Raw genomic sequence first — 14,735 nt, 5'->3', positions numbered from 1 at the left:
GCATTAATTGATTGATAATTCAGAAAATAGGTAAGGGCATGTGGATATGTTTTTAGTTATAGAACTGAATAGGACTGATTTATTTTACATACATTTATTTTAGTTGGCTCTTTATTAAGTAGGAATCGCAAAGAAGTTATTAATATTAAAGATTCCTATAAAGAAATGAACCTATAGTTCTCAGCTAATTTATGGATGTTCAATAGAGAATCCTTTATTACATAATCAGGGAGTGAGAAGATGTTAGAACAACTTAAACCAAAACGGATTAAAAAGGGAGATACAGTGGGCGTCATTGCTCCTGCCAGTCCTCCAAAGAAGGAGGCCCTTCAAAAAGCACTGTCTTTTCTGGAACAGGATTTAGGTCTTACCGTAAAAATGGGCAGTCATATCTATAAGGAATATGGCTATCTTGCAGGCGAAGACGCAGAACGGGTGGAAGATCTTGAAGCGATGTTTAAGGACGAAGACGTAAAAGCCATTATCTGTGCTTGTGGGGGATATGGGACGGCGCGAATTGCGGATGCCATTAATTATGAAGTCATTAGGAATAACCCAAAGATTTTCTGGGGATATTCAGATATTACATTTATACATACGGCAATTCGACAAAAGACTGGCTTGGTTACCTTTCACGGTCCTATGCTTGCATCTGATTTAGGAAATGATGATATACATCCTCGCTCTAAGGAATCATTTAAACAGCTTTTTCAATCAGAAGAAGTGAATTATAAAGAGGATATCTCCCCTTTACACCCATTTATTGAGGGAGAAGCGGAGGGTGAATTAGTAGGAGGAAATCTAAGCTTGATCACAACGACCTTGGGGACTCCTTTCGAAATAGATACGAAAGGAAAGCTCCTTTTAATAGAAGATATTTATGAAGAGCCTAGGAATATTGATATCTTCTTAAATCATTTATGGTTGGCTGGAAAGTTAAGTGATATTGCCGGTCTTGTCATCGGTGATTTTGCCAATTGCGATCCCAAAAGCAGACGGACACTCACCCTCGATGAGGTATTGACTCACTATACAAAACTGATTAATAAGCCAGCTATGAGTGGATTTAAAATTGGTCATTGCAACCCACATGTTGGAATACCACTCGGCGTGAAAGCCAAAATCAGCACTGCAGAGAAGACACTTACTATTGAAAGCGGAATTGCAGATGAAAATTAGTAATATCGAAACCTATCGAATACAAGTTCCTTTAATTAAACCATTTAAAACAGCATTAAGGATTGTAAATACAGCTGACTCTGTTTATGTCAAAATTCAATGTGACAATGGTTTGGTTGGATGGGGAGAAGCAACCGCAACTGCTGTTATTACTGGTGATACATTACAATCAATAGAAACAGCTATTCACGACTTTTTTAAACCCAGTTTAATAGGAAAAGATATTTTGTGTTTCGAAGAGATTTTTCATGACCTATCCGCTATTATGACAAGAAATTCAAGCGGAAGAGCGGCAATTGATATGGCTATTTATGATTGTCTGGCCCAAAATAGTAAGCTGCCCCTTTATCAGTATTTAGGTGGCAGAAGCTCTCGGCTTGAAACAGACTTTACGGTAAGTGTGGATATCCCTCACATAATGGGGGAGGAGGCATTGGAATATGTAAAGAGCGGTTTTACAACCTTAAAGGTTAAAGTAGGTCTCGGTAATATAAATGAGGATATTGCGAGAGTGAAAGAAATTAGAAAGTGTGTGGGGAATGAGATTACGATACGTCTGGATGCTAACCAAGGATGGACTGCGAAGGAAGCGATTCAGGCAATCCGCCGTATGGAGGAAATGGGTTTACAAATTGAATTGGTGGAACAACCGGTCAAGGCAGATGATTTGGAAGGGCTCAGACAAGTAACTAATCAGGTAAATACATTTATTATGGCAGATGAAAGTGTATTTACCCCAAGGCAAGCCTTAGAGGTCATTCGTACACGGAGTGCAGACATGATTAATATTAAATTGATGAAAACTGGAGGGATTTTTTACGCCCAGTACATTAACCAATTAGCTGAGGCGGCAGGGATGGAATGCATGATGGGCAGTATGATTGAAACACATTTAGGTTTAACAGCTGCTGCTCACTTTGCTGCAAGTAAACGTAATATTACCCGCTATGATTTTGATGCCCCTCTCATGTTATCCCGCTCCCTGATTGAAGGCGGCATACAATATAAGGGTAGTAAATTTACTTTACCCGAAATAGAAGGCTTAGGTATAAGGAATATTCAGCTCAAGTGAGAGGAGGATCAAAAAGTGGGATTTACTCACAAAATCATGACCGTTAATGTAACTGTAGCGACCGTTTGGACTACAAATCAGTCTTATAGAGAGCTTGATCGTCCAGCGATTAGCCATCCGGTCCGATTGGAGGAATGGCTTCTATTTATGAATGAGGCTGAGCGGCTTGATTTATGCGAATCCAATAGAATCCAGACCCAATTATTATTTGGTGAACAGGTCCTGCTGCTCGAATGTAAACATGGATGGGCCCATATCATTGCCATCGAGCAGTCTTCAAAGAAAGATTCCAGAGGATATCCAGGCTGGGTACCTCTATGCCAGCTGGAGAATTATGAACCTGCATCCAATGACACTTTTGCCTTGATTACAAGTCGGAAGGCTTTGCTTACACTGGAAAAAACACAAGATACCCTAGTGCTAAGCTATCAAACGAAGTTATCATACCTTGGTGAAAAAGATGGACGGATACTTGTAGACACCCCCTTAGGTATTGGAAATTTACACAGAGATGATATAGCTTTATTTAACTGTAAAGAGAGAGGGAAGCCAGGGAGTGATATAGACATTGTCACTTCTGGAGAGCAATTCGTCGGCTTACCCTATTTGTGGGGTGGACTGAGCAGTTATGGGTATGATTGCTCAGGATTTACCTATACAATTTATAAGGCAAATGGCTATAGTATTCCACGTGATGCAAGTGAGCAGGCGCAATATGGTACGCCGATTGCGCTGAATGGGGTACAAAGGGGGGACTTGCTTTTCTTTGCATATGATAATGGAAAAGGAGCCATTCATCATGTCGGGATTTATTATGGACAAGGTAAACTTCTTCATTCACCGCATACGGGTAAATCAATTGAAATTATCCCGATTGAAGGCACTATATATGAAAAAGAGTTATGCATGGCAATGAGATGTTTGGAAAAGTAGAATTCAAAGCATGTATGTATTTAATATTGTCCCTATTTTATCGAAAGACTCCAAACATATAGTTTAACTGCTTAATAAGATAGTTTAAATGATTCGTACCAAAAAAGACAAAACCATGATGGAAAGAAAGGTTAGAAGAAACAATGTGGAACCATATTATCGGTATCAATGATTAGTCCTGATCAGAGCTTTTCCATACTGATCGGGACCTTTTTGTATTGAGTGGTTATCTGAATAATGTTAATGGTCATTCCCTATAATGACCCTTTATGCTAATCGATTATTTTAATAGAGGTAATACTCTTGCTACTCAATTTTGTAATAAATAAAGTTGTATAATATACTAGTTTCAAGATAAATTTAAAGTGATCTTAATAGAATTGAAATCCTGTGAGGTAAGAATCTCAAGAATTCGAGGGATAAATTGGAACGTTTCAAGCGATCAATTGGGGGAATATGCATGAGAGACTATTTTATAAAGGGAACAAATATGAAACTTCCAACACTTTTTATGCTGCATGGTACAGGTGGAACAGAGCATGATTTAGTGCCGATTGCTAAATTAATTTCACCTGAGTCCTCCATTTTAAGTGTCCGAGGCAACGTTTCGGAAAATGGAATGCCAAGGTTCTTTAAAAGATTGGCTGAAGGTGTTTTTGATGTTGAAGATTTAAAGTTTCGTACAAAGGAACTAAACGATTATTTAAACGAAGCCTCAGTCAAGTATGGGTTTGACCGAAACAATGTGTTGGCAATCGGTTATTCAAATGGAGCTAATATAGCTGCCAGTATGCTTTTTCACTACCAACATGTATTAAAAGGAGCTATTTTGCATCATCCTATGGTTCCTTTAAGAGGAATAAAGCTGCCAGAAATGGAACGTCTGCCAATCTTTATAGGTGCCGGCAAAAACGATCCAATTTGTTCACCGGAAGAAACAAAAGAACTGAGTGAAATACTGAAGGCTGCCGGAGCCAAAGTAGAGGTTTATTGGGAACAAAATGGACACCAGCTGACACAATCAGAGGTAGAGGCTGCAGGATTATGGTTTTCTCAGCAATTTAAATAAATTGGAGATGATTAGATGATATCGCTAAATCCAACTGAAATGAGTGAGCGAGAGAATTATACCTTTTTAACAGGGGCAGTCGTTCCTAGACCGATTGCCATTATCTCAACCATTTCTAACGAAGGAATTATGAATATTGCACCTTTTAGTTATTTTACGATCGTTAGTTCAAATCCCCCGCTGATTGCTGTATCAATCCAGCGACGGAATGGCGAAAGAAAGGATACAGCAAGAAATGCAATCGATTCGGGAGAATTTGTCCTCCATATTACAGATGAAGAAAACGTGGAGGGAGCGAATTGGACAGCAGCTGAATTGCCTCCGGACCAAAGTGAACTAGAAGGATCTCCCTTTCAAACAGTAGATAGTGTTCATGTACGAGTCCCAGGGCTTAGCCCTGCGAAGATTCGGATGGAATGTACCGTACATAAAGTAATACCGCTTGGAGGCCATACCGCAGAAGATGCAGGTTGTGATCTACTAATCGGTAATATTGTTTTTTATCATATAGATGAAGCCATCTACAAGGATGGTACAATCAGTACAGAATTACTCAAGCCTGTTTCCCGGCTTGCTGGCCAAAATTTTATGAAGATTGGTGAACAATTTATTCTGGAAAGACCAAAATAATAGAGTACAAAACTTCCCACTTCAAGTAGGGAGGTTTTTTTATGGGTTCTTTTGGTAATAGAAAAGGTCTAAAAGACTATAAAAGATAAGTTTTTCTTTAATTAAGTCATAAGATTTTCTTATTAAAAATTAAAAAAAGGTACAAAATATCTAATTAATTTACAAATTTGTTAAATTACTAGAAGGACTTTCACTAAATATTCAGAATATATAATCAGTATACGAGTGGTTGCGCTTTCATAACCACCTTAATATAGATAAATCAGACAAGTGGGGGTAATGAATGAACGCTTTAGGTAATGGGAATCGGATGTCAGAACTCGGTCGCAGGAGAGGTTTTTGGATCTCATTAATTGCTGTATTATTGGTACCGTTAGTTTATGGATTGATTATGCTAACGCCAAGTTGGGGACCATATGATAATCTTTCAAACTTGCCGGTCGCAGTTGTGAATAATGATTCAGGTACTGTAACAGACGGTAAGGAAGTTAATGTTGGTAGAGATTTGGTAGCGAAACTGAAAGACGGGAATGACCTGGGATGGAGATTTGTCAGTAAGGAACAAGCAAATCGCGGACTTAATGATAATGAATATTATATGGTAATTGAGATTCCTGAAGACTTTTCCCAAAAGGTAGCAACCGTAATGGATGAAAATCCGGAAAAACCGGAACTAAAGTATACGCAGAATGAAGGGTTGCATTTTATAGCTGCAACAGCAACGAAAACAGCTATAGGAACAATTAAAGAGCAGCTTGCTGATACAATCACCGCTACCTATACCAGTACAGTTTTTGCCCAGCTTGGTGATGTAGCAGAAGGATTTAAATCCGGTGCGGATGGTTCAACAAAGCTCCATGAAGGCTCTGTTAAACTGAAGGATGGTACTGGAACTCTTCTGGATTCTTTAACGACAAAATCAGGAGATATTCAAAAACTGGCAGACGGTTCAAAGGAACTTGAACAGGGACTCGGTCAATTGAATGGAACAATGGCTGGAAAATCAGCTGATATCGCAAGATTGGCAAATGGAGCAGCTCAGGTCAGTGATGGGTCGAGCCTTATGCATTCAACAGTAAGTGGTAAGACCGGCGATATCAATACACTTGCAAGTGGGTCGAAGCAGGTTGAGGATGGGTTAGGCCAGTTGAATGGCACAATGGCAGGAAGTTCAGCTAGTATTGCCATGCTGGCTGATGGGGCAGCTGATCTCAGAAACGGCTCAGGTTTAATTTATTCAACCGTTGGCGGTAAGGCCGCTGAAATTCAACAACTAGCAGATGGATCAAAGTCAATTGAAGACGGTTTAGGGACCTTGTCAGGAACATTTAGTGCGAAGGAGAAGGATATTGAGGCTCTTGCAAAAGGATCCAAAGAACTTAAAGATGGATCAGATTATCTTTATTCCCAGCTTGATGGCAATAAAGGTAAGATTGAGGAGTTGGCTAATGGTGGAGCAGCTATTTATGATGGGACTGAAAAGTTGAAAAAAGGTACTTCTGATATGTTGCTTGGTTTACAATCAGCTCAAACAGGAGTCAAACAATTAAATGGTAGTATGCCTGAACTGGAAAATGGAAGCGCTAAAATTTCTGGAGGTTTAAATCAATTAGCAGCGAAAACACCTGACTTAGCAGATGGAGCTGCCAGAGTTGCGGCAGGTATAGAAAAATTAGCTGAGAAAATTCCTGGGATAGAACTTAACCCAGATTATCAAGAGTTATTAAAAGGTGCAAAAGCTGTAGCTGAAGGAACTGCTCTGGTAAATGGAGGTATAAAGGGAGAAAATGGTCTCAATGCAGGTGCAGCTTTATTGGCTTCAGGTATTTCTGAAAAGCTTAAACCAGGTATAGAACAATTAAATGGTGCATTTGAAAATCAAATAATACCGGGTCAAAAGGATATTGTTCAAGGAGCATCAGAATTAACAGTGGGTGCTGAACAAATAAAATCTGGTACGGATTCAGTAAAAACAAATTGGGGAGTAATCACTAATGGTGTTGGTGAAATTAATGGCGGTCTTACCACAGTAGCTGCCGGAAATCAATCAGTTAACGAAGGTTGGAAAACTGCAGTAGACGGATCCAAACGTCTTTATGACGGATCCAAACAAGTAGCAGCAGGCACAGGGTCAGTTAATACTGCATGGGGTACGTTAACAACATCTTTAGACACGCTAAATAAAGGTGCTGCGCAAGTGGCAGACGGTAATGCTACGGTAAACGATGGCTGGAAAACCGCAGTAGCAGGTTCTAAACAGCTTTATGATGGTTCCAAACAAGTGGCTGCAGGTACAGCGACTGTGAATAGTGCATGGGGGACGTTATCAACATCATTGAATACGTTGAAGAATGGTGCTGCTGAAGTGGCTGGTGGTAATGCCACAGTGAATGCAGGCTGGAAAACAGCTGTTGATGGATCTAAGCAGCTATTTGACGGTTCTAAGCAAGTAGCTGATGGTAATGCAACGGTTAATACTGGCTGGGGTACAATGAAGGATGGAGTTACTGAAATTGATAAAGGTGTCGGTCAAATTAAAGACGGTACGCTTGAATTATCCAGCGGTTTAGGTGACGGAGCTGAAAAAACGGCAGGTATAAATGCTACCGATGAAACGATTAGTATGTTCTCCTCTCCGGTTGAGCTGATAGATTCGAAAATTAATAGTTATCCATATTATCGTTACGCAAATGCACCATATGTATTATCGTTAGCATTATTTGTCGGTGTTTTATTAATGATGTTAGTCGTTGGGGTTAGAAAACCAATGGATGAAGCTAGTTCAGGCTTCGCATGGTATTCAAAAAGATTTGGTTTGCTTGCTTTATTGGTAGCTGGTCAGGCCATCCTTCTTTCTGGCTTTACCATATTCTTTGTTAATTCAGGATTTGCGAATAGCCTGTTGCTTATCTTGTTTGCTGTATTGGCGAGTATCTCATTTATGTCCATTGTGTTCTTCCTGACTATGCTTGCCGGCAACATTGGTTTGTTTATAGGCGTGGCACTTCTGATTATGCAGCTATCTACTACCGGATCTGCATTGCCAATTGATATGCTGCCTGAATATTTACGTACTCTAAGCAATTTCTTGCCGATGACTTATTCGATTGCAGGCTTCCGAGCATTAGTATCATTGGATGACATCGGTATGATGTTTGCGAATGCAACGATACTAGTTGTGTTCCTGCTCCTGTTTGCTGGACTGTCCGTTGGATTATCCTTTTTCAAAAAAAATGAATCAGCAGGAGATGCAGAAATAGTAAGGTAAATATAATTATATAAATCCCTTTTAGTAGAAGAATGCATAGATTAATTGTATTCTATATTGAAAGGGATTTTTACTTATGAATAAGGGGTCCGAATGGGAGAGATTAGATTGAATCAGAAAATATTACCGGCAGCTTCAACTATGAAGGACTTTGAAAAGTTTTTACAATCAGGATTTAAAACAGGTGTTATTTTAGAGACTCATCTTGGGCAAATCAAACATATTACTCAAATGGCCAAAATGGCAGATAAACAACTGTTTTTTCACGTGGATTTAATCAATGGATTAAAAAATGATGAATATGGTACTCAATATTTATGTCAGGAGTTTAAACCATTTGGTGTCATATCCACAAAATCAGCGGTTATCCAAGAAGCAAAAAAACATCAGGCAATAGCTGTGCAGCGAATCTTTATGATTGATAGCCATGCGCTCGAACGCAGCTATAAGATGGTCAAAAAATCACAGCCTGATTATATTGAAGTACTACCGGGCGCACTTCCTAATATGATTAAAGAAGTTGCAGGGGAAATTCAGCTGCCGATCTTTGCGGGTGGTTTAATCCGAACAGTTGAGGAAGCGAAAGAAGCACTTGAAGCTGGTGCTGTCTCGATAACCTCGTCTAAACGAGAACTTTGGCAGTATTTTGCAGGGGAATGAGTCGAATTCCCTATTTATTTCTTTTTATTTGACAGCGTTTACAAAAAGTTTTACACTGTGTTTAAGTTAATAAGTATGTGGAAAGACATGGAGACACAGGTGGCAGTATTCCTTAATAAGTAGGAATACTTTAGTGCTTGTTTCTTCATTTTTTTTTGAAATTATATGATAGGGAGATGGAAGGAATGACACCATTTTGGGGTGAATTAGTAGGCACGATGATCTTGATTGTTTTTGGAGCAGGAGTGTGTGCTGGAGCCAACTTAACTAAATCTTATGCAAAGGATGCTGGGTGGATTGTTATCACTATAGCTTGGGGGCTTGGTGTTACATTAGGCGTATTTGCAGTCGGCGGCATTAGCGGTGCTCATTTAAATCCTGCTGTTACATTTGGTCTTGCGTTTAGCGGAGATTTTGCTTGGGCAGATGTACCTGGATATATTTTGGCGCAAATGATTGGAGCAATGATTGGGGCAACTCTTATTTATTTACAATACTTACCACATTGGAAGGCGACTGAAGATCCAGGGACAAAATTAGGGGTTTTCGCAACTGGTCCGGCTATTCCTCATACATTTTCAAATTTACTTAGTGAAATTATAGGAACATTTATTTTATTGCTTGGTCTGCAATTTATTGGAGCAAATGATTTTACGGAAGGCCTAAATCCATTCGCAGTCGGTCTTTTAATCGTAGGAATCGGTATGGCTCTTGGGGGAACAACTGGTTACGCCATCAATCCGGCACGTGACTTAGGTCCGCGTATTGCACATGCGATTCTTCCGATAGCGGGGAAAGGCCCATCTAATTGGGGATATGCTTGGATTCCGGTTGTAGGTCCTATTCTCGGCGGCTCCTTGGGGGCTTTGTTCCATAAAGCGGTCTTCAATAATACGTTGACAGGCGCTTTCTGGGCAGTATTAGCTGGCACTGTAGTTATCTTGGTAATCGCTTATTTTATGACTAATAAAGATTCAGAACAAGCACTACGACAAGCTAATGATCCAGCAAAAGCAAGGTTATAAGTTACTAACTTTAGAGAAATCGATTATAATATAAAAATTAGTAGATGGGAGATGAAAAAATTGGAGAAATATATTTTATCAATTGATCAGGGGACTACTAGTTCCAGAGCTATTTTATTCAATAAAAAAGGGGAAATTGTACATAGTGCTCAAAAGGAATTTACACAGTACTTTCCAAAGCCGGGCTGGGTGGAGCATAATGCAAATGAAATTTGGGGTTCAGTGCTTGCTGTTATTGCGGGCTGTCTTTCAGAATCAGGTATTGAGGCAACAGATATAGAAGGAATCGGAATTACAAATCAGCGTGAAACAGCGGTGGTTTGGAATAAAGAAACAGGTCAACCTATTTATAATGCGATAGTTTGGCAATCCCGCCAGACAAGAGATATATGCGAGGAATTGAAAAATGCTGGCCACAATGATCTTTTTCATTCCAAAACTGGTTTATTAATAGATGCCTATTTTTCTGGGACAAAAGTTAAGTGGATCCTCGATAATGTAGAAGGTGCGCGTGATTTAGCCAATGAAGGAAAATTGTTATTCGGGACAATTGATACATGGCTAATCTGGAAGCTATCCGGCGGTAAAGCTCACGTAACTGATTATTCCAATGCTTCAAGAACAATGATGTACAATATTTATGACCTGCAATGGGATGATGAATTGCTGGAGATATTAGATGTTCCGAAATCCATGCTTCCAGAAGTGCGTCCGTCGTCTGAAGTATATGCACGAACCATTGATTATCACTTCTTTGGTAAGAGTATACCAATTGCCGGTATTGCTGGTGACCAACAGGCAGCATTGTTTGGTCAGGCATGCTTTGAAAAAGGAATGGCAAAAAACACATATGGAACAGGCTGCTTTATGCTCATGAATACAGGTGAAAAACCGGTTAAATCGGAAAAAGGATTATTGACAACTTTAGCTTGGGGATTAAATGGTAAAGTTGAATATGCATTGGAAGGTAGTATCTTTGTAGCGGGTTCTGCTGTTCAATGGCTCCGAGATGGATTAAGGATGCTTAAGGATGCTGCTGATAGCGAGACATATTGCCGGGCAGTTGACTCTACAGATGGAGTATATGTCGTTCCAGCCTTCGTAGGTCTTGGTACTCCATATTGGGATAGTGATGCAAGAGGAGCGGTCTTCGGTCTGACAAGAGGGACTACAAAGGATCACTTTATCAGAGCAACAGTTGAATCTTTAGCTTACCAAACAAAAGCTGTTATTGATGCAATGGAAGAGGAATCCGGAATTGAATTGAAAACATTGCGTGCCGATGGCGGGGCCGTTAAGAATTCATTCTTAATGGAATTCCAGAGTGATATCTTAAACGTGCCGGTTGAAATACCAAAAATTAATGAAACGACTGCCCTTGGAGCTGCTTATTTAGCTGGGCTGGCTGTTGGATTCTGGGAAAGCCAGGATGAAATTGCTGCGCAATGGATCATTGATAAATCATATGAACCGACTATGGAACAAGAGAAACGTAATGAATTGGTTGATGGTTGGGAAAGAGCGGTTGCAAGTACCAGAACCTTTAAATGATAATTCAATTTTGTATGAGTTTTTCTCAAAAAATGATATAATGAAAATAAGTTAATATAAGGTTAGAGATTTTAAGAGACCGCGAGTACATTCCTTTAAATAAGGGTAATGTATTTTGTGGTCTCTTTTTATTATCTCAATAGCACTTATCAACAGAGGAGGAACAAGAGGATGGGTTTAAATAGTTTAAATAGACATGAATATAAAAATAAATTACAAAACACACATTTCGATGTGCTTGTCATTGGTGGAGGAATTACCGGAGCAGGGATTGCTTTAGATGCAGCTACAAGAGGGATGAAGGTGGGCCTAGTTGAAATGCAGGATTTTGCAGCCGGTACATCAAGCCGTTCAACCAAGCTGGTTCACGGTGGATTGCGCTATCTAAAGCAATTGCAAGTAGGAGTAGTTGCAGAGGTTGGGAAAGAAAGGGCTATTGTTTACGAAAATGGTCCTCATGTTACAACACCTGAATGGATGTTATTACCCTTCCATGAAGGCGGTACATTTGGTAAATTTACTACTTCCATTGGCTTACAGATGTATGATTTTCTTGCTGGAGTGAAAAAGGAAGAACGCCGCACTATGCTTACAGTAGATGAAACAATTGAAAAAGCTCCATTGGTTAGAAAAGATGGCTTAAAGGGTGGGGGCTACTATGTTGAATACAGAACCGATGATGCCCGCCTGACGATGGAAGTCATGAAAGAAGCGTTTGAACAAGGAGCAAGCTTACTGAATTATGCCAAGGTCGAGGATTTAATCTATGAAAATGGAAAAATAGTAGGTGTAAATGTTAAGGATATATTGGATGAGGATTCCTTCCAAATTAAAGCTAGGAAGATTATAAATGCAACGGGTCCATGGGTAGACTTTATACGTGAAAAAGACAATTCTAAAAAAGGTAAAGTGCTTCAGCTTACTAAAGGTGCACACATAGTGATTGACCAATCCCGTTTCCCTTTGAAACAAGCGGTTTATTTTGATACCCCTGATGGAAGAATGGTATTCGCGATTCCGCGTGAAGGGAAAGCCTATGTTGGGACAACAGATACATTCTATGGTCAAGATCCAATCAATCCAAAAATGACTGATCAAGACAGAGATTATATATTGGATGCTATTAACTATATGTTCCCTTCAGTAAACGTTACTAAAGAGGATGTGGAATCCAGTTGGGCTGGAGTGCGCCCATTAATCAGCCAGGAGGGGAAAGGTGCTTCTGAGATATCCAGGAAAGATGAAACATGGGTATCTGATTCTGGGTTAATTACGATTGCAGGCGGAAAATTGACAGGATATCGTAAAATGGCTGAAACCGTTTTGGATTTAGTAGCTAAACAATTCAGAGATGAAGGATATAAACATTTCGGTAGCTGCTATACTGAAAAAATGCCGATATCCGGCGGCCGTGTTGGAGGCTCAACGAAATTTAGTTCATATATAAGCAAAACTAAAGAAAAAGCAATCGGAACCGGGTTATCAGATACAGAAGCAAGAGAGATTATTTCAACATATGGATCCAATGCTCCGCTTCTGTTTGAAATAGCCCGAAAAAACAAAGAAAAAGCGAGCGAAATAGGGCTGCCATTACCAGTATTGGCTAAATTGGGCTATGCAATTGAATATGAATTGGCTTATACACCGCTTGATTTCTTTAATCGTAGAACTGGCATGGTCCTATTTGATATTAAGCATGTTCATGAATACAAAGATCAAGTGATTTCGTATATGAAAAAAGTACTGCATTGGACTGAACAGCAAACAGAAATGTATACTAAAGAGCTTGAAACTGAATTGCATGATGCTGCGTATCCACAATCCGAGCTGGTTACGAATTAATATAAATACGGATAAATGACCCCACTTCCTTGAAATATAGGTTGTGGGGTTTTTTTAAGATTCAATATCTTTAAAAAGGGGAATAGAAATGAAACAGAAACTATTAGTTTATTTAACACGGGATGGGGGCAGTCAAGATGAATGAAATTCAAGGAAATAAGAAAAATGAATGGATGATTTATACCGGATCTTATGCAGAAAAAACAAGTACGGGTATTCATCTATTCAAATTGAACGTGAAAGAAAAAAAACTTGACTTAGTTGAGAAATATACGGGTATTGAAAATCCTTCCTTTCTTGTTATAAATAAAGCTCAGACCCATTTATACGCGGTAAGTGAAGTTGAGTATGGGATGGTTGTCTCTTATGCAATCAATCGGCAATCCGAACAGATTAGAGAGTTAAATCGCAAATCTACGAATGGGATGGCACCTTGCTATGTCAGTCTTAGTGAAAATGAATCTTGTTTATACATTAGTAATTATGGTGGCACGGTAACTAGGATAGAACTACAAGAGGACGGAACACTTGGAGAACATACGACAACAAATGAACATGTTGGATCAGGGGTTTGGGCAGACAGACAGGATGCACCGCATGCTCACTCAATCGTACCGGTACCGAATTCCTCCGTTGTAGTTGCAGCAGATTTAGGTACTGATAAAATTTATGTATACGATGATAAGGATTTTGCCAATTTGGCTAAAATGTCTACTATTCCTGGATCGGGTCCAAGACATTTTGCCTTTCACCCTACATTGCCAATCATGTATGTCATCCAGGAATTAAGCAATACAATCGCAGTATTTGAATTAAATGACCAACATATACCGGATTCTCTTCTAGGGGTGGTTACTACATTGCCGGATGATTACAAAGAGGAAAATACAGCAGCCGATTTGCATATTTCAGAGGATGGCCAATTCTTATATGCCTCAAATAGAGGGCATGACAGTATTGCAACGTACAAAGTGGCAGAATCAGGTATACCGGAAATTATCGCATTTACACATACGGAAGGAAAGGGACCGAGAAATTTCGAGTTAATAGACGAAGAAAAAGTACTCATTGCAGCAAATGAGCAAAGTGATTCATTAGTTTTATTTGAAATTAATAAAGAAGGTATTCCAACCTTTACAGGGAATACGATTTCTCTTTCGAAACCCGTTTGTGTTCAAGCGATTGCAAGAAATCAAGAATGATACAAAAAAGCTGGTTTGGATTTTTCCAAACCAGCTGTTATTTAATTAGATTGTTCTTTTAAAGATTGTGTATAAGCCGTAAAGATACCTAAAACAATAATAGCCATTCCACCGTTTAATAGGGAGTATTGCAAGTCCCAATGGCCAGTATATAAATTTTTAATAGACAACACGCTGATCAACATAAGCATCAATGTAATTAAAATATTGTATGCTTTCATTCGTGAAACAACACCCCTTGATTCGTAATTGATCTTTTTCATAGATTTTATTTTACTATGGTTTAGGTATAAAATTAAGTATA

12 protein-coding genes are annotated in these 14,735 nt (G+C 39.2%); 11 read left to right on the top strand and 1 reads right to left on the bottom strand.

Features of this window, described 5'->3' with window-relative positions; genetic code table 11:
- Positions 1 to 240 precede the first annotated feature (240 nt).
- The 11 genes from A8L44_RS02590 (at position 241) to A8L44_RS02540 (ending at position 14,431) form a co-directional block, all read left to right on the top strand.
- The gene (locus A8L44_RS02590) at positions 241 to 1,179 is read left to right on the top strand and encodes a S66 peptidase family protein (RefSeq protein WP_066101086.1); all 939 of its coding nucleotides are present in this window, start codon (positions 241 to 243) and stop codon (positions 1,177 to 1,179) included.
- The gene (locus A8L44_RS02585; protein ID WP_066101083.1) at positions 1,169 to 2,251 is read left to right on the top strand and encodes a dipeptide epimerase; all 1,083 of its coding nucleotides are present in this window, start codon (positions 1,169 to 1,171) and stop codon (positions 2,249 to 2,251) included. Before A8L44_RS02590 ends, A8L44_RS02585 begins: the two co-directional genes overlap by 11 nt.
- A 15-nt stretch (positions 2,252 to 2,266) precedes the next feature.
- Entirely contained in the window at positions 2,267 to 3,184 is a 918-nt protein-coding gene (locus tag A8L44_RS02580; protein WP_368072415.1) for a C40 family peptidase, read from the top strand.
- A 460-nt stretch (positions 3,185 to 3,644) separates the two neighbouring features.
- Positions 3,645 to 4,253 (top strand): alpha/beta hydrolase, encoded by a 609-nt coding sequence (locus tag A8L44_RS02575; RefSeq protein ID WP_066101080.1) that lies wholly within the window; start codon positions 3,645 to 3,647, stop codon positions 4,251 to 4,253.
- Positions 4,254 to 4,268: 15 nt separating this feature from the next.
- Positions 4,269 to 4,883 carry a flavin reductase family protein gene (locus tag A8L44_RS02570; protein WP_066101077.1) on the top strand — a complete coding sequence of 205 codons (615 nt, stop codon included), beginning with the start codon at positions 4,269 to 4,271 and terminating at the stop codon, positions 4,881 to 4,883.
- 283 nt (positions 4,884 to 5,166) lie between these two features.
- On the top strand, positions 5,167 to 8,151 hold the full coding sequence (locus A8L44_RS02565) for a YhgE/Pip domain-containing protein (protein WP_066101074.1): 2,985 nt from the start codon (positions 5,167 to 5,169) through the stop codon (positions 8,149 to 8,151).
- Positions 8,152 to 8,259: 108 nt separating this feature from the next.
- The gene (locus A8L44_RS02560) at positions 8,260 to 8,811 is read left to right on the top strand and encodes a glycerol-3-phosphate responsive antiterminator (protein ID WP_066102330.1); all 552 of its coding nucleotides are present in this window, start codon (positions 8,260 to 8,262) and stop codon (positions 8,809 to 8,811) included.
- Between the two features lie 185 nt (positions 8,812 to 8,996).
- On the top strand, positions 8,997 to 9,836 hold the full coding sequence (locus A8L44_RS02555) for an MIP/aquaporin family protein (protein WP_066101072.1): 840 nt from the start codon (positions 8,997 to 8,999) through the stop codon (positions 9,834 to 9,836).
- Between the two features lie 60 nt (positions 9,837 to 9,896).
- Positions 9,897 to 11,387: a glycerol kinase GlpK gene (glpK, locus tag A8L44_RS02550; protein WP_066101070.1), complete on the top strand. Its 1,491-nt coding sequence runs from the start codon at positions 9,897 to 9,899 to the stop codon at positions 11,385 to 11,387.
- 171 nt (positions 11,388 to 11,558) lie between these two features.
- The gene (locus A8L44_RS02545) at positions 11,559 to 13,229 is read left to right on the top strand and encodes a glycerol-3-phosphate dehydrogenase/oxidase (RefSeq protein ID WP_066101068.1); all 1,671 of its coding nucleotides are present in this window, start codon (positions 11,559 to 11,561) and stop codon (positions 13,227 to 13,229) included.
- 137 nt (positions 13,230 to 13,366) lie between these two features.
- On the top strand, positions 13,367 to 14,431 hold the full coding sequence (locus tag A8L44_RS02540) for a lactonase family protein (protein ID WP_066101065.1): 1,065 nt from the start codon (positions 13,367 to 13,369) through the stop codon (positions 14,429 to 14,431).
- 41 nt (positions 14,432 to 14,472) lie between these two features.
- On the opposite strand, the gene A8L44_RS02535 is transcribed toward A8L44_RS02540, so the two are convergent.
- The gene (locus A8L44_RS02535; protein WP_175354220.1) at positions 14,473 to 14,694 is read right to left on the bottom strand and encodes a hypothetical protein; all 222 of its coding nucleotides are present in this window, start codon (positions 14,692 to 14,694) and stop codon (positions 14,473 to 14,475) included.
- Positions 14,695 to 14,735: the final 41 nt, after the last annotated feature.

The organism is Bacillus sp. FJAT-27986 (assembly GCF_001685035.1).
Taxonomy (GTDB): domain Bacteria; phylum Bacillota; class Bacilli; order Bacillales; family Pradoshiaceae; genus Pradoshia.
Note: the sequence above shows the minus strand (reverse complement) of the source record. Positions and strands in the feature narration are given on the sequence as shown.

Excerpts from the sequence above, each read along its gene's own strand:
- A8L44_RS02555 (WP_066101072.1), top strand. The coding sequence starts at position 8,997 with ATGACACCATTTTGGGGTGAATTAGTAGGCACGATGATCTTGATTGTT.
- A8L44_RS02540 (WP_066101065.1), top strand. The coding sequence starts at position 13,367 with ATGAATGAAATTCAAGGAAATAAGAAAAATGAATGGATGATTTATACC.
- A8L44_RS02590 (WP_066101086.1), top strand. The coding sequence starts at position 241 with ATGTTAGAACAACTTAAACCAAAACGGATTAAAAAGGGAGATACAGTG.
- A8L44_RS02535 (WP_175354220.1), bottom strand. The coding sequence starts at position 14,694 with ATGAAAAAGATCAATTACGAATCAAGGGGTGTTGTTTCACGAATGAAA.
- A8L44_RS02575 (WP_066101080.1), top strand. The coding sequence starts at position 3,645 with ATGAGAGACTATTTTATAAAGGGAACAAATATGAAACTTCCAACACTT.
- A8L44_RS02585 (WP_066101083.1), top strand. The coding sequence starts at position 1,169 with ATGAAAATTAGTAATATCGAAACCTATCGAATACAAGTTCCTTTAATT.
- A8L44_RS02570 (WP_066101077.1), top strand. The coding sequence starts at position 4,269 with ATGATATCGCTAAATCCAACTGAAATGAGTGAGCGAGAGAATTATACC.
- A8L44_RS02565 (WP_066101074.1), top strand. The coding sequence starts at position 5,167 with ATGAACGCTTTAGGTAATGGGAATCGGATGTCAGAACTCGGTCGCAGG.
- A8L44_RS02545 (WP_066101068.1), top strand. The coding sequence starts at position 11,559 with ATGGGTTTAAATAGTTTAAATAGACATGAATATAAAAATAAATTACAA.